This is a genomic window from Acinetobacter sp. AB03, from assembly GCF_058107045.1.
In genome coordinates, this window is the sequence record NZ_JBUEBA010000002.1 from 2,209,603 (window position 1) to 2,234,190 (window position 24,588).

Here is a 24,588-nt window from a genome sequence, read left to right on the forward strand (position 1 = left end):
CATTTAACTAAACTCGTTTATTTTTCATGCATTATTACCACTATTTTTTAATTTTTCAATAAAAAACCCACCTTACGGTGGGTTCCTTCAAATCAGCTCAATCTCTTATAGACGAACCAATTCAACAATTTTATCAGCTAGCTCTTCAACCGCATCTTGAGTGAATGCGACATCTGTACCGTCGACAAGGTCAGTCACCACAACCACACCTGTTTCACGTACTAGTGCAACCTGATCAGCAGTTAGACCCGCTTTCGCAATCGCAACTACACCTTGTTGAATCAACAAGTTTTCAAGTGCTTGTGCATTTTCTAGAGCTTTCGCAGAGACAGTTACCGCAGCAGGTTTTTGACCTAAACGTGCAGCACGGTCTTCCGCTGTGACAGGGTTGCTATGCGCAGACCATTCCACAGACTCTTCCACCATACCCGCACCAATCGTCACGTTGTTTAAACGGTCGATGAAGATAAACGAACCTGTATAACGGCTGTCTTGGTAGCGATCAAATACCACAGGCGCATCAAACTCAACCGTGACATTAGCAATCGCGTTCAGCTCAAGACTATCGACTTGTACTTTTTCCAATGTATTCACATTGGTACGGTAGTTAATTGCAGTCACTTTTGCAGGAACAGTTTGCGTGCCCACTTTTAAGTTATACAACTTACCAATCACCAGCGGTTGATCTGCCATCCAAACCACAGTGGCATTGACCGAACGTGAAATTTCTGGCGCAGCTTGATCCGCACGCACAAGTACGTTACCACGCGAAATATCAATTTCGTCATTCAGCGTCAACGTTACGGCTTGACCTGCAACGGCACGCTCTAAGTTCCCATCATAAGTAACGATTTCTTTAACCGTCGACGACTTGCCTGATGGTAAAGCCACGATTTTGTCACCTACCGATACATCACCCAACGCAACCGTGCCACAGAAACCGCGGAAGTCGAGGTTTGGACGGTTTACATATTGCACAGGGAAACGGAAATCATTGGTCACTGAACTGCGGTTAATTTCCACAGACTCAAGCGTCCCCATCAAAGTCTCGCCTGTATACCATGGCGTATTTGGTGATTTATTGACAACGTTATCACCATTCAATGCTGAAATAGGCGTAAAGATAATGTTGTTTGGCTTACGGTCACCCAATTGCGCCACAAAACCTGCATACTCCGTCTGAATTTCATTGAAGCGTGCTTCAGAAAATTCAACTAAGTCCATTTTGTTAATCGCAACAATAATGTTCTTAATGCCAAGTAAGCTTGCAATATAAGTATGACGACGTGTCTGAGTTTGTACACCATAACGCGCATCAATCAAGATAATCGCAAGGTCACAAGTCGACGCACCCGTTGCCATGTTACGCGTGTATTGCTCATGTCCCGGTGTGTCAGCAATGATGAACTTACGTTTTTCAGTTGAGAAATAACGATAAGCAACATCAATGGTAATACCCTGCTCACGTTCAGCTTGTAGACCATCGACAAGGAGTGCTAAGTCAGGTGCATCGCCTGTCGTACCGACTTTTTTAGAGTCACGAGTTACCGCTTGCAATTGATCTTCATAAATCAATTTTGAATCGTAAAGCAAACGACCAATTAAAGTTGACTTACCATCATCGACGTTCCCGCAAGTCAGAAAACGTAATAGGTCTTTATTTTCATGTTGTTTTAGATAGCCCAAGATATCTTGGCTAATCAGTTCTGATTGATGAGACATTGCTCAAAACTCCACATATTCTTTAGAAATCGGTTTTAATCTCTTTAATCCCTCTAAATCTCCCTTTGATAAAGGAGGACTTTCCTCCATTTATTTCGGGAGTTCCCCCTCTTTTTTAAAGAGGGGCTAGGGGGAGATTTTAGAAATAACCTTCTTGCTTTTTCTTCTCCATCGAGCCCGCCTCATCATGGTCAATCATACGACCTTGACGTTCAGAGCTGGTTGCAAGCAACATTTCTTGGATAATTTCAGGTAAGGTATTTGCCGTTGACTCCACTGCACCCGTAAGTGGGTAACAACCAAGTGTACGGAAGCGTACCGATTTCATTTGTGGAACTTCACCTTCTTTTAAAGGCATACGTTCATCATCAACCATAATCAGGGTGCCACTACGCTCAACTACAGGACGTTCTGCCGCTAAGTAAAGTGGAACCAATGGAATGCTTTCCAAGTAGATGTATTGCCAAATATCAAGCTCAGTCCAGTTTGATAGTGGGAATACACGAATACTTTCACCTTTGTTCACTTTACCGTTGTAAAGATTCCAAAGTTCAGGACGTTGGTTTTTTGGGTCCCAACGGTGTTTGGAGTCACGGAATGAATAGACACGTTCTTTCGCACGTGATTTTTCTTCATCACGGCGTGCACCACCAAATGCCGCATCAAAACCGTATTTATCAAGTGCTTGTTTTAAGCCTTGAGTTTTCATGATGTCGGTATATTTTGAGCTACCATGATCAAATGGGTTAATGCCCGCATCTTTCCCTTCTTTGTTTTGATGTACGATCAAATCAAAGCCATGGGTTTTTGCCATGTTGTCGCGGAAAGCAATCATGTCTTTAAATTTCCAACCCGTGTCTACATGTAGAAGCGGAAATGGAAGCTTGGCAGGATAGAACGCTTTGAGCGCCAGATGCAGCATCACTGCTGAATCCTTACCAATAGAATAAAGCATCACTGGGTTTTCAAACTCAGCAGCTACTTCGCGGATAATATGAATACTCTCAGCTTCAAGCTGTTTAAGATGAGTAAGTCTTTCCTCATTTAATGACATTGACAGCACCAACTCACAAAAATCGTGTACTTATTACACTTTTAAAAATATATATTCATTATAAAGATTTAGTTATACACACTATTGCTTGTTTTATTATATTTATATGCAAAAACCTCATATAAAACAAAATTGATAAGCCCTATAAGTTTTATTCAACAATTAGATATCCCCAAATAAACTCAAATATTACATCAACTTCATTCAAAGCATTAAGCCTGCTCCCCCTCCACGCTTCGATTCTTCATCCATGTTTCTGCTTGGCAATACATCTACAAATACCTAAAGTCGGTTTCATTTAGGTTCTATGTATGTGACTCACCAAACTCACAACCTAGAAGACTAAAAATAACACTCTATACAGACCACCTTGTTGATTTTATATATCAACATGATAGCAAAGAAAGTTAAGCTAATTGCACGAACCATAAAAAACCCGCAATGAATGCGGGTTCTATCACTCTCAAATATTAATAATGAAAAACGCGTTTATCCAAAGGTATTTCTATACCAACCGATGCACCAGCATCATTACCATGTAAATCAGAATCACTGAACCAACCATTAATTTTGATTGGTACAAATGGTCTTAAGTAATGTGACCAAGTTAAATCGATAGCTTTAATATCATCTGTTTCAGGAAAGGCTGCATTGGTAATACGGCCAGATTGATTAATCTTTGCAAATAATAATCGACCATTTAAACGATTCATTGGATCGAATCGAATATCCCCACCTACAGAAATCATCTCACCATCACCACCCATAGCATGCCCCAATGGGAAACCATGTTGGTAATAACCATCTGTATAAGTTGAATGATTATATGAAACCCCTAACGCGTCACGGTTGGTACGAGTATCAGCCCATTCTGTATAAAGTTGATATGGCATGTTTTTAAAAGATGACGAATAATCTACGCCAGCAAGATACATTTTTTTAGAAGGTAATCCACCAGCTTCATCTTCACCTACATATTGTCCATACAGACTCATAGGTACACTCAACAACTGCTGAAAATTCAATCGAGCATCAAAACCAGCAACTTGGTTAGATGGATCCGGTTCCCCAGTTCCACCATTGTCTTTATTTCCGACAAAAGCATCCCATAATGAACTTAAACTTTCAGGACGACCTTCTCCGCCCCATTGAAAAGCACGGGAAGCGCCTAATTCTAAATAAGGTAAAGGTTGTGCTGTAAGACGTAAACCCACTAATTTAGCATCAGGCACAGCAGAATAATCATCTAATTGACCTGCAAATGCTTGATATTGCCACGGGCCAATCCATGACAACCATTTTGTTTCAAAAGCTGATTGATCTGCACGCTGAGCGGTAAAGCCATAGACTGGGCGACTCGCATCACCTCGTAAAAGGCTCCCATCATGACCTGGTCCCCAATATGTCGGTATCTGGCCAGCAATTAACCATTGATTCCACAATTTTCCAGCTATGTAAGATCCTTCAACATTAACGTCTTGATCGTTGTCAATTTGTGGGTCTTTTTCTCCATTCACTCTAAGGCGGACATCCCAATTTTCACCACCGGCATTAAATTCCAAACCTGCTTGGTACTGTGCCTTTTCTTGATCACCAAAAGCTTGCGGAATTTGTTTTTGATCACTCTCAGCAAATAAACGTGCTTTAAACATCGTGTTCTCACGATCGAGATGAGCTCGCACTGACTCAATAACTTTTTGCTGAGCAGGAGTCGCAACTTTAGCCTGAGACAATACTCTTTGAATTTCATCACCACTCATTGGCCATGTAGATGTGCTAATTTGAATCACACCCTGCTGATTTAACCAGTTTAGATCTGTTCTTAAATTTTGATCATTTAAAACGAGACCTTGAGCAAAGATACTCGTTGTTGCACCCATTAGCACAGCGATTGCAAGTGTTTTTTTTAGAAACATTCCGTTTTATTCTCAGGACTTAAAGCTAAGTGTTACCTTATTTTTTTTATCTCTTTTTTACAAGCTTTTCTATTTAGTAATGTTGTAAAGATCAAAAAAACCCGCAATGAATGCGGGCTTTTTATGTTCAGATCAAACTTAGTTTTTATGACGCATGTGTGGGAACAGGATTACATCACGAATACTTGCTGCATTAGCGAATAACATGACTAAACGGTCAATACCGATACCCTCACCCGCTGTCGGCGGTAAACCATACTCAAGTGCTTCAACAAAGTCTGCATCGTAGTGCATTGCTTCATCATCACCTGCGTCTTTTTCTGAAACCTGTGCTTGGAAACGTTCAGCTTGGTCAATCGGGTCATTCAACTCGGAGAAACCATTCGCAAGTTCACGACCACCAATAAAGAACTCAAAACGGTCCGTAATGTGTGGATTATGATCATTACGACGTGCCAATGGCGAAGTTTCAGCTGGATATTCTGTAATGAAAGTCGGTTGGCGTAGCTGAGTTTCAACAGTTTCTTCAAATACGATGGTTTGAAGTTTGCCCAAACCAAAACCTGGTTTCACCTGCTCTTTCAGTTCTTCTTGTACAAATTTTGCCAAGAATTCACGGTCATTGACATTTTCAGGCGTGAACTGTGGGTTGTGTGCAAGAATGGCATCAAACATTGAAATTTTCTTGAATGGGCCTTTGAAGCTATACACTTCTTCACCATAAGGCACATCAGTTGAACCCAAAATGTCCAGCGCTAAGCGTTCAAGCATATTTTCGGTAAGTTCCATCAAGTCTTTATAGTCTGCATAAGCTTGATAGAATTCAATCATGGTGAATTCTGGGTTGTGACGCGTCGAAACACCTTCGTTACGGAAGTTACGGTTAATTTCAAACACACGCTCAAAACCACCAACCACCAAACGTTTTAAGTAAAGCTCAGGCGCAATACGTAAGAAAAGCGGCATATCCAAAGCATTATGATGTGTTTCAAATGGACGCGCTGATGCTCCACCCGGAATCACATGCATCATCGGTGTTTCTACTTCCATGAAACGCTGCTCAGTCAAGAACGCGCGAATGCCTGAAACCACTTTGGCACGAATTTCAAAAGTCTTACGTGTTTCTTCGTTCACAATCAGGTCAAGATAACGCTTACGATATTTAACTTCAGTGTCGTTTAGACCATGAAATTTATCTGGAAGTGGACGAAGCGACTTGGTTAAAAGCTCAAAGTGTTCGATATGTACATAAAGGTCACCCTTACCTGAACGACCAATATAACCTTTCACCGCGATAATATCGCCAAGATCTAAACTCTTAATGGTTTCTAAAGTTTCTGGTGCTAACTCTTTACGCGCCACATATAACTGGATACGACCCGTCATATCTTGGATCACGATGAATGAACCACGGTTCAACATCACACGACCCGCTACAGACACATAAACATGCTCTGCTGCTTCAATTTCTTCTTTGCTTTTGTCTGCAAATTGATCTTGTAAGTCTTGCGCATAATGTTCACGTTTAAACGTGTTTGGCCATGGGCTAGTGCCCGTTTGTTTGGCTTGATCTTCAATCTGCTTTAACTTGGCATGACGCTGTGCAATTAAATCGTTTTCGGAAATGGTTTGTTCAGAAGTCGATTGAGCGTTTTGTTGCGTCATCTCTGCCTCGTATATGTATTAAAAAACGGAAGTTGCATAGCATAGCAGAATTCCAGACGAATGAGCATCATCAAAAACCACGCGGTATATAAAAAAGTATACATCCTGTTTATTTCAGAGCTAAGACACCCACCGTATAAAAGGTCTGTCTATTTCTTAGACCAAAAGCTAACTTCATTTCACGGTCAATCTCTCTACAATGGACATTATAAATCGTGGAAAAGTAAACTTTTCTCCACTCATAAAATAATTTAGTTTTTTAATTGAATGATAAATCATGAGCAGATGCGAATCTAAAATTTTGTTTTTGCATGGATTAGACTCCTCTCGCGAGTCCACTAAGTTCCATGCCATTGATGCAAAGCAGAAATTTTGTATCGATATCGATTATCGCTATCTCAATTTTTCTACCGTAGCCAGTTTCTACGACGATATTATTGAAAAAATAAAACCTGAGATTATTGTTGGGCATTGTATTGGTGCGTATTGGGCATTGAAAATGTCGCTGCTACATCAAATTCCATGTGTGATTGCCAACCCACGCTTAGCGCCTGACTTTCGCGATGATTACCCGAGCATTAATGAGACTGACTTAGACCACAATGTACCGCAAGTGGCCTACTTGGAGCTGGGAGATGAATTAATTGATATGTATGCAGCACAGGAAATTTTAGAAAATTATATGTTGATTCAAGCAGTTGAAGGTGGACATCACCGACTACTTAAACCAGAAAATATTAATCAACTGATTGAACATCTAGAACAACAATATTTATATAAATAAAAAAAGCCTTGGATGTCCCAAGGCTTTTTAATGTGCTTATGCAGCAACAGATTCTGGTTTCGATTTGTCATCTAATACTGACCAAATCTTTAAACCTAAGTCAGCATGCAAATCAGGCAAATCAAGAAAAATACTAGCACCGAGCACTTCATGATTACATTTTGCCACTAGCTTATTAACGGCTTTTAATGTCCCACCTGTCGCTAAAACATCATCCACAATAATCACTTTTTGCGACGGGGTATTGGCTGCCATTTCTAAACGGTCTAAACCGTATTCCAAACTATAACCCACACCCACGACTGGTGGTGGCAGCTTGCCTGCTTTGCGCACCAACAATAAACCTTTACCTAAACGCTGTGCCAATAAGCTCGCAAGGACAAAGCCACGCGCTTCTACAGCAACAAAACTGTCTACTTCCGCTAACTGCTCAGCAGGAATACTTGCAATTAACGCGTCGGTTAAAGGCTCAATATTGCTCATAAACAATGGTGTTAAATCGAAGAAACAAATCCCAGGTTTTGGAAAATCTTGGACCGTACGAATGTGCGACCACAACGTTGTAGACAAGTTGTTCATAGGAGATCAATAAAATTTGAAAAGGAATAGATGAATTTTACAGCTTTATCTGTGAAAAAAACAGTCAAGCACTGGCTATGCAGCCGACTGAACAACCAAAACATTTATGTAAGTTATTGTTTTTAATTAAATCATTTATTTAATAAATATTAGGTATAGATGTACTCAATATTAAAATAGCAATTTAACTTTGAGTTTACAGCACGACCTTAGTCTATACATCAATAATTTTATAAGGCTAGCTGACTGAAAAAACGCATCTTTTTTAGATGTAATCATCTATAACCTTCACACATTCGCAAAATACGATCTGGTTTTAAATGATACGTTTTGTCCTGATTATCGCTTTTAGCCGATAGATTCAATCATTAAACTCCGATATTTACTTTACATTCGTATTAGAACTGCGTAAAAATTTAGGTTAGCGAAGTATGCTAACCACTCAAATGAATAGCAGCTTGCGTAATGGATTATTTTGCTGAACCCTTTCTTGTTCAGCGTTTTGGAGAGTCAAATGAAGAAGTATCAATGCATCGTTTGTGGATGGATTTATGACGAAGCAGAAGGTTGGCCACAAGATGGCATCGTGGCGGGAACAAAATGGGATGATATCCCTGACGATTGGACTTGCCCAGATTGCGGCGTGTCAAAAATCGATTTTGAAATGGTTGAAATCTAATTCATAGTGTTAAAGACCATGCAGCATGGTCTTTTTTTACGTCTTTAAAATAATCTCTGGAGAACCTTATGTATCCCATCGTCATCATTGGCTCAGGTATGGCAGGCTATGCTGTAGCACGTGAATTTCGCAAGCTTAACCCTGAACAAGAGCTGCTTATGCTATGTGCAGATGATGCGACTAATTATGCCAAACCAACATTGTCCAATGCCTTTGTTGCCAACAAAGCGCCTGAACAGATTGCTTTGGGTGATGCAGAGAAAATGGCAACACAACTAAAAATGCAAATTGCCACGCGTACTTGGGTGAAAGAGATTCATGCTGAACAGCAACAGTTAACCGTTATTAAAGATGGCGCTGAATCTACACAGCCCTACTCTCAATTGGTTTTAGCGGTAGGAGCAAACCCAATTCGCTTAGCCATTGCAGGTGATGGAAGCAATGACATTCAAGTTGTAAACAATCTAGATGACTATAAAGCCTTCCGTGCAGAACTTGATAAGCGTGCAGATAAGCGTGTAGTCATTTTAGGTGCTGGTCTCATCGGCTGTGAATTTGCCAATGATTTACAACATACAGGCCATCAAGCTACCGTCATCGACTTGGCAAACCAGCCTTTGGGTCGTTTATTGCCAGCGCATGTTTCAAGTGCCTTTAAAGAAAACCTTGAAGCAACGGGTATTCATTTTGTCCTTGGCACCACAGTTGAAAAAGTGTCTAAAATTGAAAATGGTGACTATGTTGTGACCTTAGCCAATGGTCAGTCTTTGGTCGCAGATGTAGTGTTATCTGCGATTGGCTTACAACCAAGCATTTCCCTTGCAAAAGAAGCAGATATTCAAACTAGCCGTGGGATTTTGACCAATGCACAACTTGAGACCAATCAGCCGCATATCTACGCGGTCGGAGATTGTGCTGAAGTGAACGGACTCTTGCTGCCTTATGTCATGCCGATCATGCAGCAAGCACGCGCTTTAGCCAAAACCTTAAATGGCGAGACCACTGCGGTGCATTACCCTGCTATGCCTGTAGCAGTTAAAACACCGGCTGCGCCGCTCACTGTTTTGCCTGCGCCAATCGATGCAGAGGTGAACTGGGAAACTGAGGAATTAGACGATGGCATGATTGCCAAAGCCCTAGACAGTCAAGGTACACTTCGCGGTTTCGTACTGCTCGGTGCAACCGCAGCAAAACAACGTTTAGCATTAACAAAACTGGTTCCAGACTTGATTCCAGCACAGGTTTAGAGTTTAAATAAAAGGACATTTATAACAATAGATGTCCTTTATGTGAGGATTACAATAATGAATAGCGCACTCCAATATAATCTTTCACCCTATACCTCTTTCATGCGCGAAACTAAAGTCGACTTAGGCAATGGCATTGAACTCCATGTCGAAATCGGTGGCGAAGACCATCATCCGACCATTGTTTTGATCATGGGCTTAGGAGCGCAGCTGTTATTTTGGCCTGACTTCTTCTGTAAATCTCTGATTGATCAAGGGTTTCGTATCATTCGCTTTGATAACCGCGATATTGGTTTATCTTCAAAAATTAAACATCAAGGTCCCCGCTTAAACACCCTCAAACTGATGGGGCGTTTTGCTTTAGGTTTAGATAACCGTGGTGCACCTTATGACTTATACGACATGGCTGACGATGTAGCACTGCTTTTAGACCGTTTAGGTTTAGATGAAAGTTATGTGATTGGTGCATCCATGGGTGGTATGATTGGGCAAATTCTAGCAGCGCGTCATCCACAGAAGGTCAAAAAGCTCGGGCTAATGTTCACCAGTAACAACCAACCTTTACTGCCGCCGCCTTTTCCAAAGCAACTCTTTAGTCTAATTGGTCGACCTGAATCGACCGATGAAGAAGGAATTGTGAGCCACTCTTTGAAAGTGTTTAAGATCATTGGCTCGCCTGATTATCACAATCCAATCGAGTCAATTCAGACTTCTCGCAAATTATATCGCCGAAGTTATTACCCTGCGGGTGTACTTCAACAGTTTTTAGCAATATTATGTACAGGTTCTTTATTGCAACTGGACAAACAGATTCAACAACCGACCCTTGTGGTACACGGTTCGCGAGACCGTTTACTCCCGCCTAGTCACGGAAAGGCCGTTGCAAAGGCAATTATGGGCGCTAAATTTGAATTAATTGATGGAATGGGGCATGATATCCCACCGCACTTCATTCCAAATCTTAGCGAATTATTTGCACAACACTTTAAATCATAATCATTAGGACACTATGGCTGCATTACCATCCTTAAGACAGCTGTCATATCTCGTTACACTGTCAGAAACGCTGCATTTTACTGAAGCTGCACGACGTTCATTTGTAACCCAATCGACTTTGTCGGGCGGGATTATGGAGCTTGAACGCCTACTCGGTGGCGTACTTGTAGAGCGTGATCGCCAAAATGTGCGCTTAACTCCTCTAGGCGAGCAAGTCGTTGCTCGTGCTCGTGTTCTACTGGCAGATGCTCAAGACCTGATGCGTTTAAGCCGAGAAATGAGCGAGCCTTTAACTGGTGATTTACATCTAGGTGTTATTCCAACCATTGCGCCATTTATTTTGGCGCAATTGTTAGATGAAGTGCATAAGCAACTCCCTAAAATTCAACTACATTTACACGAAGCGCAAAGTGAGAAAATTGTAGAAAAACTCGAACATGGTAATTTAGACATGGTCGTTTTGGCTCTACCTTTTGATACACGTGGCTTAAAAGTTGCTGAAGTCGCAAAAGAAAGTTTGTTTTTGGTCTGTAATAAATCAGATATCGCAAGCCAAGCCAAATCGCTAGATGACTTAGACCTTTCGCGTTTAATGTTGCTTGAAGAAGGCCACTGCTTACGTGACCACACTCTAAGTGCCTGCCCTATTGGTGAACGTAAGAATGACCATCGTTTAAAAGCGAGTTCTTTACCGACCCTTGTAGAAATGGTATCGGCTGATCTTGGTTTTACCTTATTACCGGAAATCGCAATTCATACCAATATGATTAAAGCGAATCCAGATTTGATGGTCAAACAAATTGAAGCTGCTCCAAGCCGTATCTTGGCTTTGGTGACACGTAAAAGTACCCCGCTACAAAGCGAATTTGATGTGCTATTACAAATCCTGCAAAAAATTACTCAAGATCTGCACTAAGCTTATTTTAGTGCATAAAAAAGGAGTCAAACATGACTCCTTTTTTTTATGCCTGAATCTTTTTTAGACCCAAGCACCCCTCTAAAGTTATTTAATCACATCTAGCAAATAACGCTGCGCATTATGCTCGGTTTCGCCTTCAGCTGGTGTCGCACGAAGCCATGTTCCATCGCCCTGTAGTAACCAAGCTTGTTGATTATCCTGCAAATAGGTCAACAAACCTTGCTGATAAATACGTTTTTTCAAAGCAGGATCTTCAATTGGGAAACAGGCCTCAACACGATTAAATAGATTTCGGTCCATCCAATCGGCACTTGAGCCATAAATACGCGCATCGCCATTATTACTAAAATAGAAAACACGCGTATGTTCTAAGAAACGCCCCACGATCGAACGTACACGAATATTTTCCGAAAGCCCTAGCAAGCCCGGGCGTAGACAACAAATTGAACGAATAATGAGATCAATTTGTACACCTGCTTGTGATGCCTCATACAGCTTATTGATCAGTTGCACTTCAGTTAATGCATTCACTTTCACAATAATTTGTGCTTTCTTGCCCGCTTTGGCATTGGCAATTTCATCATCAATAAAATTGATCAGTTGTGCATGGAGCGTAAACGGCGCATGAAGTAGCTTTTTCAGCTTCGCCATTTTCCCCATACCTGTCAATTCTTGGAAAATACGGTGTACATCTTCACACAACTCTTTATCGGTCGTGAGCAAACCATAGTCGGTATAAATACGTGCATTACCCGCATGGTAGTTACCCGTTCCCAAGTGTACATAACGAACGAGTTTATTATTTTCACGGCGTACCACAAGAATCATTTTGGCATGGGTTTTATAGCCCACAATGCCATAAACAACCACAGCACCCGCTTCTTGTAGCACATTTGCCACTTCGATATTTGACTCTTCATCAAAACGCGCACGCAGCTCAATCACCGCGGTAACTTCTTTCCCATTACGCGCCGCTTCTGCTAGGACTTGTACAATTTCAGAGTCTGCACCACTACGGTATAGGGTTTGTTTAATCGCCAACACTTGTGGGTCACGTGCCGCTTCACGCAACAAGTTAATCACAGGTGCGAAAGACTCAAACGGATGATGTAGTAAAATATCCTGCTTCTGCATTGCAGAGAACATGCTTTCCGACTTTTTCAACACTTTAGGAATAACAGGAATATGTGCGTCATACCGTAGATGTGGACGTTTAAAATTGGACAATAAACGCGCCAAGTTCACAGGTCCTTCGACTTTATACAACTGCTCCTGATGCAGATCAAATTCATCTAGCAAGTAGTTATAAATATGTTCTGGACAGTTTTGTGTAACTTCCAAACGTACTGCTCGTCCAAAACGACGTGAACTTAACTCACCTTTCAGTGCTTTGGCTAAGTCTTCAACATCTTCGTTGAGCGCCAAATCAGCATTCCGTGTGACACGGAACTGATAACAGCCTGTTGCTGTCATCCCTGGGAACAAGTCAGAAACATGCTCATGGATGATAGCTGAAAGCATCACATGATGCTCTTTTCCACCTGTGAGTTCATCCGGTAGACGAACCACACGTGGCAATGAACGTGGTGCAGGAACAACGGCCAAATCAATCTGACGACCAAATGCGTCTTTCCCTTCCAAAGTCACAATAAAGTTGAGACTTTTATTCACTAAACGCGGAAATGGGTGCGCAGGGTCAAGGCTAATCGGTGTTAAGACAGGTGCAACCTGTTCTTGGAAATATTTCTTCACCCATGAAGACTGTGCAGGCGTCAGTTCCCCACGGCGTAAGAAGCAAATGTCTTCCTCACGTAGTTTCGGCAGAATTTCATCATTGAGAATACGATACTGACGTTCAATTGCAGCATGTGCAGTTTGCGAAATTTGGTCGAGTACTTGGCGTGGGGTTAAGCCATCGGGGCTACGACTTTCATTACCCAGATCCAACTGTTCCATGACGCCTGCAACACGAATTTCAAAGAACTCATCTAAGTTACGTGAAAAAATCAGTAAGAAATTCATCCGTTCTAACAGCGGATGTAAAGGATCTACGGCTTGTTCCAATACACGTAAATGGAAATCTAATATCGATAACTCACGGTTAATATAGCGATCGTTATACGCGTATTCAGGTTGTAGTATTGGAGATGTGCTTGCTGCCGTATTCATAGCTAACCTTTGATTATTTGAATGCGTTTTATCATGATAAGTATGCTTCAATTTTGTGACAATTTCATAAAAAAAAGCCCATAAATTTGGGCTTTTTCAGATCAATCAAATTAAGGGATATCGCTATAGCGCATATACTTTCGAATCATGCGCTCACGGTTTTGCAACTTACGGTCATTTTGATGGTCTTGATAGTATTTCGGATTGGGTAAAATGGCCGCTAAAAAGACTGCCTGCTCACGGCTTAAGCTACGTGAACTTTTACCAAAGTAGTGTTGGGTTGCAGCTTCCACGCCATAGATATTATCGCCAAACTCCACCGAGTTCAGATAAACCTCTAAAATACGTTCTTTGCTCCACATCCGCTCCATCATCCAAGTTGCAACAGCTTCCTGACCTTTACGAATGAATGAACGCTTGTTATATAAAAATAAGTTTTTTGCCAATTGCTGAGAAATTGTTGAACCGCCGGCAACCACTTTGCCCGTGTCATTATTACGTTCAAGCGCCGCTTGAATCCCATCCCAGTCAAAACCATGATGTTGCATAAATTTGCCATCTTCAGCCGCAACAATGGCTTTTTTCATGTACTCACTGATCTCATCATAATCACGCCATTCGTGTTGAATGGGTTTAGATGGCTCAGACCAATAATCAATCCGCATAAACATGGTGGTTTCCACTGGCTTGTAACGCCACCACACTAGGCTTGCAAAAACCCACAACTGTACCAAAAGCACGAAGCTGACAACGACTAACAAACTACGAACAATAAAAGCTTTCATGCCAGTGGCTTACTCCAAAAATCATTTTTATTCATGCTAAGCTTGGGCAAATATAGCAAAATTTTAGCAAGAATAGCATGACCGAGCTTACACCTCCGCAAATCAAAACAAAATTCGACGTACATTTATGGTGGATTACCGCCGTCATTATTGCCGTGAATGTTGGGCTGTTTTTTTGGCAAGTCCTGCATGGCATGGATGTCAGCAATCCAAGTACGGCTGATGCTATACGCTGGGGAGCAGACTATGCACCGCTCACCTTCTTGGCTGAACCGATGCGTTTATTGAGCAGTATGTTCTTTCATTTTGGCTTGGTTCACCTGATGTTGAACATGTGGGCGCTGTATATTTTTGGCAGTGTGTTGGAGCAAATGTTTGGACGTGTCTATTTTCTTGCGCTATATGTTCTTGCTGGTCTCATGGGTAGCTTGCTCAGTGGTTATATTGCCATTCAAGACAGTTATGAAATAATTCGTGAGGGTTTAGCAAACCCTGAACTATTGCCTCGTGTCGGTGCAGGCGCTTCAGGTGCCGTCATGGGGCTGGGTGCAGCGCTGACGGTTCTATCCCTTCTGCCGATGCTCCCACAGCAACGTTTTATTTTAGATAAAAAGACGTTGCTCATCGTGATGGGAATCAACTTAGCCATGGGCTTTATGATTTCAGGGATTAATAATGCCGCACATATTGGCGGCATGTTGATGGGTGCTGTTTTGGCGGCACTTTGGTATCTCTCCCAAAAGACACAACAGCGTTGGATTATGCCGCTGAGCCTTGTTTTGGCGGCCTGCGGTTCGTATTGGTTTTACTTACACTGCCAAAACCTTGTAACCCACATTCAACCCCTATGGTCTGAAGTGTTAATGATGATGCGTCAACAGCTCAACTTCTAAGATTCAACACTTAACGTATTAAGAGATCAATCACGATTGATTGATCTCTCTCAAACTTTGTAAAGGTGGAATATCACTGAGATAACTTAAGCGATAACGCCCAATCAGCGCGCAGAGTAAGGTCATGAACAGTGGTAAAATGAACCAGATTTCCCAGTGTGGCTGAATGACCAAGCCCATGCGATAGCATGCGACCGCACTTATCACTTCAGCAAATAAACAAGAAACTACACCTGCCATAAAACCAATAAAGCCAATTTCTAGACTGAGCATGGTTCTGAGTTTTTGCTTGGAACCCCCAAATGAACGTAATAACGCCACTTCACGTTTGCGCTCATCCATCAGTAAGTTCAGGCAAGCAATTAAAACCAGAATACCTGAAATACTCACTAAAACTGCAAGGATCGTGACAATCTGCACCAGCACCGTCACGATGCGCTTAATTTCATCTAAAATTAAACTGACATCAATAAAGACAGTATTGGAAAATTGTTGAATAATATTGACCAATTTCGCTTTGTCAGACTCAGGTACATAAAAACTGCCTAAATAACTGCCCGCATTTTCATCCATGGTCTGTGGCGCAAAAATAAAGAAGAAGTTTGGGCTAAAACTTTCCCATTCTACAGTTCGTAAGTTTGCCACTTTGGCGTGAATAACGCCCTCTGGTAAGCTAAAGGTCAGTTGATCCCCTACTTTTATCTCAAGCTCTGTTGCAGTATTGGCTTCTACCGAAACTTGTCCTTTTCCTGTCAGGTTTGATGCGCCAGAGATAATCACATTATCTTTAGGATAACTGTCAGCTTGTGTCAGATTTAACTCGCGGCGTAAGGAATTATTTTGCTTCACCAAATCCTCAGCAAAAGGCTGTCCATTTTTGGCAATCAGTCTACCTCGAATATTCGGATAGAGCGGCGTACTGTTCCAGTGATTCTGCTCAATTTGTGCTTTTAATTTAGGCATGTCAAAAGGCGGTAAACCATAGACAAACTGATTCGGGGTTCCCGCAGGAATTTGCTGCTGCCAACGCTCTAACAAATCGGTTCGTAATACAGCTAAGACTGTAATTAAACTAAGTCCCAAAGCCAAAGCGGTAATCTGAAATGCAGTCTGGTAAGGCGTGCGGACATAAGCAGAAATCGCATTTTTTAAGCCACGGATAAACTTCAAACTCAGCCAGACTACAGTGTATAACACTACACATAGAAGGATAATTGCACCAATTATCATGGCTGTCAGTACCATGTTTTCAGTCAGAACGATACTAAACAGAACTAGGCTAGCCGTTCCTGCGAGCAACATCCAAAACATAGCCGAAACCGATTTTTCTTGACTGCGAATGACACGGATCGGTGGAGTATTTAACAGTTCCCAAAAACTCGGTAAGACAAAACCCAGAAGCACTACGGCACTGGTCAACATGGCAATCGGAATCGGCCCGAGCAGCATATCCCAAGCTGAAAACGCAATACTTAAGTGTGGAATCAGTTGTAACATCAACTGTAACAGGCCATAACCCAGCCCTACCCCCACGGCACTCCCGACCAGCATCGCAAGCAAGAACACCACACCCAACAAGCTGAGATAAGCCCAGAGAATTTGTGACTTCGCCGCCCCCATACAACGCAATAGCGCAATGTGATCTTGATTTTGTTGTACAAAGCGCTGACTGGTCAAAGCAATCGCAATTCCACACAGCAAAATCGTTAAGATATTCGCCAACTGCAAAAAAGTGTCCAAATTTGCAATTGGTTTCATTAAACGGGTATTACCCTCACTGGCATTGCGTAGGCGTAAGCTGTTTTGTGGCTCTTCAGCATTGACACTTTGAGCTGCCGCATCTACGTCCATAGGTGCTGCATTTTGCTTCTTAAAATTTGCTTCAAACTGCTGGGTATTTTGTGCTGTACCTGCCATCAGTAAACGATAGTCAATGCGACTACCGACTTGTATGGCATTGGTCTTGGCAATATCTGCTTCAGAAATAATCACCGTTGGCGAGAACCCAGAAAAGCCTAACTCTTGATTGGAATCATGCTCAATCAAGCCTGTCACCTTAAAAGTACCATCTGCAATATTGAGTTGATCGCCCAGTTTAACCCGTAGCAAATCCATAGCACGCTGACTCAACCAAGCTTCACCTGAAGCAATATGCTTCGCAGCAGGCTGAATGCGTAAATCTCCACGCAGAGGGAAGGCTTGATCGATGGCTTTGACATTGACCATAACAAACTGATCATCGGTATATGCCATCGAACTAAAGACAGTGACTTCGGATTGTTTTAAATCGAGAGCTGCCGCTTGTGCTTTCCATTTCGGATCGAGTTTTTGACTGTCCGTTAGAACCAAATCCCCTGCTAGCATCTCAGCGGCTTGCAGCGCTACGGCATTTTGAATTTGCTCATTACTAAACTTCAGCGCGGTCGTTGCACTGATCGCGAGAATCAACGCAATAATCAATAAATACACACCGCTACTTTTAAAACTTTGCTTCAGCAATGGCTGAAATAGAGAATTCATTTTATCCTCCCGTTCGAGGATGTTCGATCAACTGACCATCGAGTAATTCAAAATGACGCTGGCACTGTTCTGCAAGCGTATGGTCATGCGTCACTAAAATGAGGGTCGTACCCAACTCACGGTTCAATTGAAATAATAGCTGCTCAATTTCTCGCGCAGTTTGACTGTCTAAGTTTCCTGTTGGCTCATCGGCAAAGATAATTTTTGGCTCAGCAATCAGCGCACGAGCAATTGCAACGCGCTGCTGCTCCCCGCCCGAAAGTACCTTCGGTGTTTGGGTGGCCTGTCGCTCTAATCCAACCTTTTGCAATAAACTCAAAGCGCGTTGCTCAGCTTCAGCGAAGTTAAATGATGCATGAAGCCGTAACGGCAGCATCACATTTTCAACAGCAGTCAGGTGTGGCAGCAGTTGAAAGGATTGAAACACAAAGCCAATATGCTTCAAACGCACATTCGCACGCTGTTCTTCGTTGAGCTTGGAAATACTTTCACCACAAACGATTAGCTCACCACCGCTAGCCTGATCTAAGGTCGCCAAAATACCCAGTAAGGTAGACTTTCCTGAGCCTGAACGTCCTGTAATCGCGACTTGTTCACCTGCTGCGATGCTCAGACTCAAATCTGAGAAAATGGTCAGTTCTTTTTGCGGAAGTTTAATCTTTTGTGTCAGTTGCTGGGCAGAAATAATCACTTGTGGCATGATGCTTACATCACTATGAACTTGGGTCATAACATCCCTATATGCAAATATTCGTGCAAAATCGCAAATTTAAAAAACGTATCAGTTCATACTTGGTTTTGCTTGCACTGTGCCTAAGCCCCACTTGGGTTTTTGCAAAAACCGTGATGGTTTTAGGAGATAGCATTAGTGCAGGTTATGGCATAGAACCACAGCAAGCATGGGTAAATTTACTGCAAAAACGGTTAGACCAACAGTATCCGAAACAGCATAAAGTGGTCAATGCCAGTGTGAGTGGTGAAACCACCAGTGGCGCTTTGGCTCGTTTACCCAAACTGTTGCAAACGCATAAGCCAAATGTGGTGGTGATTGAGCTTGGCGGGAATGATGGGCTGCGTGGTCAACCCCCTCAAATGATTCAAAAAAATTTAGCGCAATTGATTCAGCAGAGTCAAAAAGCCAATGCCACTGTGGTTGTCTTGGGAATGAAAATGCCACCAAACTATGGCACAGCCTATAGCAAGGCATTTGAAAATAATTACAAAGTGGTCAGTCAACAATACAAAGTTAAATTGCTGCCCTTCTTTTTGGAAGGTGTAGCGGGAAATAAAAGCTTGATGCAAAAAGATTTGGTTCATCCAAATGGCAAAGCACAGCCTATTTTATTAAATTTAGCTTATCCCTATATAAAAGGCGCTTTATAAAGCGCCTTTTACTCTGATCAGCACATAGGATCAGAAGTCAAAAAAAACCACTTCACCACTTTCAAGTGAGTACTCAGCGCCAACCACTTGTAACTTGCCTTTGGCAATTAAACTTTCAAGCACAGCTGATCCATGACGTAACTGATTTACAGAGGCAAATACATTTGAACGCACCGCGTGTTTAGACAGTTTGCATAAATCATGTTTCAGTTCAGTTTGCATCAAGGTTTCAACCGAAGGACGGACACGGTTTACAATCGACATCAAGTTTGCAGAAGGTGGGCTATCTGGGTTCATCAGGGTGTCAATGGTGGCTTGAATCGCACCGCAATGGCTATGACCAAGAACCACAACGACCGCGCAGTCATAACGCTCAGCCGCAAACTCAACACTGCCAACTTGCGAAGGTGCAACCACATTTCCTGCAACACGAATCACAAACAGATCACCCAAACCTTGGTCAAAGACCATTTCTGCAGGCACACGAGAATCAGAACATCCGAGTACAATGGCAAATGGATTTTGGTCTTCCGCCATCTCTGCTCGTGCTTGGTGAGACAATTGCTTATGGTGGGTTGTCTCACCCGCTACAAAACGTTGGTTACCTTGTTTTAGACGGCTTAAAGCTTCTTGAGCTGTTAGCATTCCCTTTCCCACTCGGTTGTTATTAAGTTGGACTAGTTTAATCCCAGCGAAATTGATTGTCACTTGCAAAAAACATAGCGTCTTATTTTTTTGCTTAATTTTAAAGTTGCATTTTATATCAATAAAACCATTACACAGTTCACACTTTATCCAAATGCAGTATATCCTTTCAAATAAATAATTAATGACATTTGCATGAAAGCGATTAGAATCAAACAGACCTATAAATAAACATAAAAACTATTCAAAATCAGAGCATTTTTATCTTATTCGGTCAGTTTTTTCATTCATCTCCGTTTAAGGATGAACCATGATGATACGCTCAAAATCCGTCTTGAAACAAAGTCTAAAGGCCAGTCTATTCGCCTTAGCTTTGTCATTTTCTTTCGCCAGCCATGCGGTCGAAAATACCATCATCAAAGACAAACTTAGTTTACAAAGCTACCTTCTACAAGAGCGAGTCACCGCCGGCTTAAAAACCAAAACACTTAAAGTGGATGACATCGTTTGGAGCTATAACGAAGGCGGTGCAGCCGATAAACCAACGATTTTGCTGATTCATGGTTTTGCTGGAAATCGAGACAATTGGAACCGTGTGGCACAGTTTCTAACCCCCTATTACCACGTAGTCATCCCTGACCTTCCAACCAACGGCGACACCAAAGTCCCTGATGATTTTGATCTCTCTATGCCAAATGTCACTGAGCGACTTCGTCGTTTTGTTGAAGCCATTCATATACAAGATAAGCTGAATGTTGCAGGACATTCTATCGGTGGTTCTATTGCAACCCTATATGCCGCGCAATACCCTTTTGACACACAAAGTTTGTTTTTATTAAACAGTGCAGGCATTTATAAAAACGCTAACACCAGCTATGCCAAAGACCCACAATATTTAAAGCACTTGATTGTAAGCAAGCCGGGCGATTTGGATGATGTGATGCAACGTGTCATGCAAACCCCAATCAAAATGCCCTATTATTTAAAACGCGCCCAAGAAAAACAGTTAATTACTCAGGCTGAAAAAAACAGCAAAGTGATTGATCAATTGGTGACCTTGAACCGAATTTATACCACTGACTCTTTTGCTCGAGTGACTCGTAATATTGAAGCACCCACCCTCATTTTATGGGGAAAGCAGGACAAAATTATTAATGTCGAAGTGGCGAATGAGCTCAAATCTTTATTGAAACGTGCTGAAGCTCCTGTCATCCTTAACAATGTTGGTCATATGCCACTTTTGGAGGCAGAACAAGCAGTTGCACAGCACTACCTGCCTTTTCTTGCAAAAACACAAAAGTTAAAAAATCCATTGGCTGATAAACTGATTCCACTAAATTAATTTTGTTGAGTACGTATGCAGAAACACCCGATGATTGAGCAGCTCATTGAAGCTCATCTTAATTTTTTAGATCATGAGTTTTCGCAAGCAAGTACCGTACAAAATGAATTCACCCTCTTTTATCACTGGTTTAGAAAACAAACTTTGCAGCAACTGTGGAGCTTTGAAGACATCAATGCGCTGTTGCAAAAACAAATCCTAGCCACACCTGCAACAGAACATCTGATTTCACAAATTGCAGAGCACATCAAATTTGCTTTGATTCACCCCATCAATGAATCAACAAAAATTGCCGATGTGATTCCAGTACTCACCATCGACAAAATTGCGCAGTATGTCGCGAGTAAAAGTGGGCATCGTCAACGCCTGATTAAAACTGTGGTAAATAACCCAGCTTTTTCAGCCATGATTACTCAGCTCATTCAGCACTCAATTCAAGACTATTTAAACAACTCCGTCATGACCAAACGTGTGCCGGGTGTCTCTAGTTTTATGAAAATGGGCAAGTCGGTACTTGAAACCGTCACGGACTCAAACCTAAATGACACCATCGGTCATTATTTGCAAAAGAACATCTTAAAACTCAGTCAAATGAGCGAACAAGTGTTAAATCAAAACTTTAATGATGAAAAGCTGTATCATTTTCAAGCCAATCTTTGGCATAAAATCAAAGACATGCCTTTATCAGTTTTAAAAAATTATGTAGAAGTGCAAGACTTGCCTCAAACCGTCGCTATGGGTCACGAAATTTGGGAACATATACGTCAAACTAACTATCTGCAGCAACAGCTGCATGATGGTGTTTATGCTTGGTACATTCGCAACCAAGAACGTCCTTTTGATTTACTCCTACGTGACTTAAATATCGACGAAGCTTTAATTCAAAATGAACTTCAAGATTTATTGAATCCTATTATTCAAGAGCTCATCCAATCACATTACTTGCGTGATCGAGCACGTTATTATTTAGAACAGTTTTATTATTCTGACCAAGCACAAGCGATTCTAAAACGATAAAAAAAGCCGCATTATGCGGCTTTTTTCTTTCATAATTTAGAATGCATACTTCAAGCTCGCATAATAAGCTCGACCTGGTTCGTTGTAGGTTTGGTTCAAGTCATTATTACGAACAAGTTGCTCATCAAATAAATTACTCACACCTAAACGACCGCTAAATTGATCTGTAAATTTGTATCCAACATTAATCCCTGCGATACCATAGCTTGGCACACTTTTCGTGTTCATCGTTGTATTACGCGTTTCAGCAAATTGACGTGGTTTTTGGCGACCATATTGGGTATAAACGAAATTCACATCAAATTGATCTGTAATATCATAGTTGAAAATCGAAAATCGAATTAATCGTGTAATTAGGTACAACTGACAAAGGATTTCCAGTGGTTTTATTCACTGAATCCATCATATAAGTAAAGTTGTTTGTCCAATTAATATTACCAAAATCTAAGCTAACACTTCCTTCTAGACCTTGAATTAAAGCCTTTGGAATATTGGTCCACTCTAATAAATGATATGTTGTTGAACCTACGGTTGTCGTTCCAACAACTTCGTCACCTGATGTGATTTTGTTTTTATAATCATTACGGAACCACGTTAAGCTTGCATTCACAATATCTTTTTCAAACTGGATACCCACTTCCTTGTTAATAGAAGTCTCAGGTTTTAAGTCTGCATTTCCAACTAAATAGCAACTTCCCGAAGCCGTTGCTGTGGTGTCAGGACAACCGTTCCCACGTGTAAAGAGTAAGTAGCCTTCTGCATTTTGATACATATTTGGCGCTTTATATGCTCTTGCTATACCACCTTTTAAAGTGAAGTAATCTCCAAGTTTTTGGGTAATGTTTAAACTTGGACTCCAGTTTGACCCAGACTTACTATGATCATCAAAACGAACTCCCAAGACCAAATCTGTTGCATCAGTTACTTTAAAGTTATCTTCAATGTATGCAGAAGCAATTCGTGATTTCATGTGAGTACGATCAGATGGCAACTGTACCAAACCAGAGGCATCTGCTTGTACTGTACTGGTTGCATCGCTAAACTTATCTTCAACCCACTCTGCGCCCAAGGTGAGTGCTTGAGGAAGAAATATATCCAATGGAATATTGGTTTCAGCATTAAAACGTGTGGTATCTAGCACCGACGTTTTTTTATCAAATGAATTTGGACTTCCTTCTGGCCCACCAGCTAGTGACTCAGGAATACGCTTATTTTTAGTTTTATCAAATTGAGCCAATAATTTTGTATCACCCCATGCCCATTTTCCTTCATGGGTTAAAGCATAACTGTCTCGGTACATCGTATTAGTTTCTTTACCTAACAATCCATTGACGTACGCAATGTTACTAAAGCTAGAATCTGGATTTGTTGCATCTGCATTACTGTTTTGAATATCACCTGTATATTCATTCCCTTGACGACCAAATGAAGTGTCAATAGTCAAGCTCTGTTGATCATTAATCTGCCAAGCTAAACGCCCTGAGATATCTTTATTCTCAACGCCTTCTCGACCTGCTGCACGACTACCACTTTCTGTCAGTGGGTTGATATCTGCAGCATCCGCATCTGTCTTGTTATAATTTCCATATAAACGATAAGACAATACGTCCTTAATAATTGGACCACTCAAGTTAAAACTTTCTCGATGGCTCGAACCTTCTTTTGAGTTCTCAGGTTGGTTAGTAAATACCTCAACCGAACCATGAACTTCGTTTGTGACTTTTTTAGTTTTAATATTAACAACACCACCCATGGCACCTGAGCCATAACGAGCAGCCGCAGGACCACGCAATACTTCAATAGATTCAATCGCATCTGCGGGCACCCAGTTTGAGTCACCGCGGGTATCACGTTCCCCTCTCCAGCCATAACGCACAGAATTTCTCGAATTCACAGGCTTACCATCAACCAAAATCAAGGTATTTTCTGGCCCCATACCGCGAATATCAATTTGGCGGTTATTACCACGTTGTCCCGTTGCACTATTGCCTGTTAAATTTACGCCAGGCATCCGACGTACATATTCAGAAATATCATTTACAACAGGTAATTTTTCTAAATCTTTATCCGTAATAATAGATGCGCCTAGAGACTGCTTAACCTGTTCCTCAGCCGTTAATACAATCGTTTGTAATTGTGTTGTATCTTTTTCTGCCCCAGTAGTCAGCGATTCATTCGCCATCGCGAATGAACTCATTGCCCCTACAACAGCCAAAGCCAAAGTTGATCTCGTCAGATTTTTACCCATAACGCATACACCCAAATACAAAAGA

19 protein-coding genes and 1 pseudogene are annotated in these 24,588 nt (G+C 41.6%); 9 read left to right on the forward strand and 11 right to left on the reverse strand.

Annotation, left to right across the window (positions count from 1 at the left end; genetic code table 11):
- Positions 1 to 105: 105 nt before the first annotated feature.
- The 4 genes from cysN to lysS all read right to left on the reverse strand — a co-directional run bounded on the left by cysN (position 106) and on the right by lysS (position 6,357).
- Positions 106 to 1,722, reverse strand: coding sequence for a sulfate adenylyltransferase subunit CysN (gene cysN / locus ACY3FQ_RS11235; RefSeq protein ID WP_005399866.1), 1,617 nt, complete (start codon positions 1,720 to 1,722; stop codon positions 106 to 108).
- A gap of 139 nt (positions 1,723 to 1,861) precedes the next feature.
- Positions 1,862 to 2,776 (reverse strand): sulfate adenylyltransferase subunit CysD, encoded by a 915-nt coding sequence (cysD, locus tag ACY3FQ_RS11240; RefSeq protein ID WP_004694369.1) that lies wholly within the window; start codon positions 2,774 to 2,776, stop codon positions 1,862 to 1,864.
- 470 nt (positions 2,777 to 3,246) lie between these two features.
- The gene (locus ACY3FQ_RS11245) at positions 3,247 to 4,692 is read right to left on the reverse strand and encodes a capsule assembly Wzi family protein (RefSeq protein ID WP_126035846.1); all 1,446 of its coding nucleotides are present in this window, start codon (positions 4,690 to 4,692) and stop codon (positions 3,247 to 3,249) included.
- Positions 4,693 to 4,830: 138 nt separating this feature from the next.
- A complete protein-coding gene (gene lysS / locus ACY3FQ_RS11250) occupies positions 4,831 to 6,357 on the reverse strand; it encodes a lysine--tRNA ligase (RefSeq protein WP_279698546.1) in 1,527 nt (508 codons plus the stop codon).
- Positions 6,358 to 6,634: 277 nt separating this feature from the next.
- Here lysS and ACY3FQ_RS11255 point away from each other — a divergent pair, with 277 nt between their 5' ends.
- The gene (locus tag ACY3FQ_RS11255) at positions 6,635 to 7,141 is read left to right on the forward strand and encodes a YqiA/YcfP family alpha/beta fold hydrolase (RefSeq protein WP_004981014.1); all 507 of its coding nucleotides are present in this window, start codon (positions 6,635 to 6,637) and stop codon (positions 7,139 to 7,141) included.
- Between the two features lie 36 nt (positions 7,142 to 7,177).
- Here the strand turns inward: ACY3FQ_RS11255 and ACY3FQ_RS11260 are convergent, their stop codons facing one another.
- Entirely contained in the window at positions 7,178 to 7,720 is a 543-nt protein-coding gene (locus tag ACY3FQ_RS11260; RefSeq protein WP_489774055.1) for an adenine phosphoribosyltransferase, read from the reverse strand.
- Between the two features lie 514 nt (positions 7,721 to 8,234).
- Between ACY3FQ_RS11260 and rubA the strand changes: the two genes are divergently transcribed.
- The 4 genes from rubA (at position 8,235) to oxyR (ending at position 11,558) form a co-directional block, all read left to right on the forward strand.
- On the forward strand, positions 8,235 to 8,399 hold the full coding sequence (gene rubA / locus ACY3FQ_RS11265; RefSeq protein WP_004694381.1) for a rubredoxin RubA: 165 nt from the start codon (positions 8,235 to 8,237) through the stop codon (positions 8,397 to 8,399).
- A gap of 68 nt (positions 8,400 to 8,467) precedes the next feature.
- On the forward strand, positions 8,468 to 9,646 hold the full coding sequence (locus ACY3FQ_RS11270) for an NAD(P)/FAD-dependent oxidoreductase (protein WP_489774057.1): 1,179 nt from the start codon (positions 8,468 to 8,470) through the stop codon (positions 9,644 to 9,646).
- 57 nt (positions 9,647 to 9,703) lie between these two features.
- Positions 9,704 to 10,642, forward strand: coding sequence for an alpha/beta fold hydrolase (locus tag ACY3FQ_RS11275; RefSeq protein WP_004694383.1), 939 nt, complete (start codon positions 9,704 to 9,706; stop codon positions 10,640 to 10,642).
- A 13-nt stretch (positions 10,643 to 10,655) separates the two neighbouring features.
- The gene (oxyR, locus tag ACY3FQ_RS11280) at positions 10,656 to 11,558 is read left to right on the forward strand and encodes a LysR family transcriptional regulator OxyR (RefSeq protein ID WP_004981021.1); all 903 of its coding nucleotides are present in this window, start codon (positions 10,656 to 10,658) and stop codon (positions 11,556 to 11,558) included.
- An 87-nt stretch (positions 11,559 to 11,645) separates the two neighbouring features.
- Here the strand turns inward: oxyR and ppk1 are convergent, their stop codons facing one another.
- Both ppk1 and mtgA read right to left on the reverse strand, forming a co-directional pair.
- Complete coding sequence (ppk1, locus tag ACY3FQ_RS11285; protein ID WP_148826451.1) at positions 11,646 to 13,730, reverse strand: polyphosphate kinase 1; 2,085 nt, start codon at positions 13,728 to 13,730, stop codon at positions 11,646 to 11,648.
- 110 nt (positions 13,731 to 13,840) lie between these two features.
- A complete protein-coding gene (gene mtgA / locus ACY3FQ_RS11290) occupies positions 13,841 to 14,515 on the reverse strand; it encodes a monofunctional biosynthetic peptidoglycan transglycosylase (protein WP_148826452.1) in 675 nt (224 codons plus the stop codon).
- Between the two features lie 77 nt (positions 14,516 to 14,592).
- On the opposite strand from mtgA, the gene ACY3FQ_RS11295 reads away from it, so the two are divergent.
- Positions 14,593 to 15,408, forward strand: a complete 816-nt coding sequence (locus ACY3FQ_RS11295) for a rhomboid family intramembrane serine protease (protein ID WP_148826453.1) — start codon at positions 14,593 to 14,595, stop codon at positions 15,406 to 15,408.
- Between the two features lie 30 nt (positions 15,409 to 15,438).
- On the opposite strand, the gene ACY3FQ_RS11300 is transcribed toward ACY3FQ_RS11295, so the two are convergent.
- Together ACY3FQ_RS11300 and ACY3FQ_RS11305 are read right to left on the reverse strand one after the other, a co-directional pair.
- Positions 15,439 to 17,928, reverse strand: a complete 2,490-nt coding sequence (locus tag ACY3FQ_RS11300) for an ABC transporter permease (protein WP_489774058.1) — start codon at positions 17,926 to 17,928, stop codon at positions 15,439 to 15,441.
- A 1-nt stretch (position 17,929) separates the two neighbouring features.
- A complete protein-coding gene (locus ACY3FQ_RS11305) occupies positions 17,930 to 18,658 on the reverse strand; it encodes an ABC transporter ATP-binding protein (RefSeq protein ID WP_151835833.1) in 729 nt (242 codons plus the stop codon).
- Positions 18,659 to 18,669: 11 nt separating this feature from the next.
- Here ACY3FQ_RS11305 and ACY3FQ_RS11310 point away from each other — a divergent pair, with 11 nt between their 5' ends.
- Positions 18,670 to 19,311: an arylesterase gene (locus tag ACY3FQ_RS11310; protein WP_176537387.1), complete on the forward strand. Its 642-nt coding sequence runs from the start codon at positions 18,670 to 18,672 to the stop codon at positions 19,309 to 19,311.
- 30 nt (positions 19,312 to 19,341) lie between these two features.
- Here ACY3FQ_RS11310 and ACY3FQ_RS11315 read toward each other — a convergent pair whose 3' ends face one another.
- Positions 19,342 to 19,956: a carbonic anhydrase gene (locus ACY3FQ_RS11315; RefSeq protein WP_004981036.1), complete on the reverse strand. Its 615-nt coding sequence runs from the start codon at positions 19,954 to 19,956 to the stop codon at positions 19,342 to 19,344.
- 310 nt (positions 19,957 to 20,266) lie between these two features.
- Between ACY3FQ_RS11315 and ACY3FQ_RS11320 the strand changes: the two genes are divergently transcribed.
- Positions 20,267 to 21,298 (forward strand): alpha/beta fold hydrolase, encoded by a 1,032-nt coding sequence (locus ACY3FQ_RS11320; RefSeq protein WP_010326260.1) that lies wholly within the window; start codon positions 20,267 to 20,269, stop codon positions 21,296 to 21,298.
- A 15-nt stretch (positions 21,299 to 21,313) separates the two neighbouring features.
- Positions 21,314 to 22,315, forward strand: a complete 1,002-nt coding sequence (locus ACY3FQ_RS11325) for a hypothetical protein (protein WP_005399880.1) — start codon at positions 21,314 to 21,316, stop codon at positions 22,313 to 22,315.
- Between the two features lie 36 nt (positions 22,316 to 22,351).
- Here ACY3FQ_RS11325 and ACY3FQ_RS11330 read toward each other — a convergent pair.
- Positions 22,352 to 24,563: pseudogene (locus ACY3FQ_RS11330) on the reverse strand (FepA family TonB-dependent siderophore receptor).
- Positions 24,564 to 24,588 lie beyond the last annotated feature (25 nt).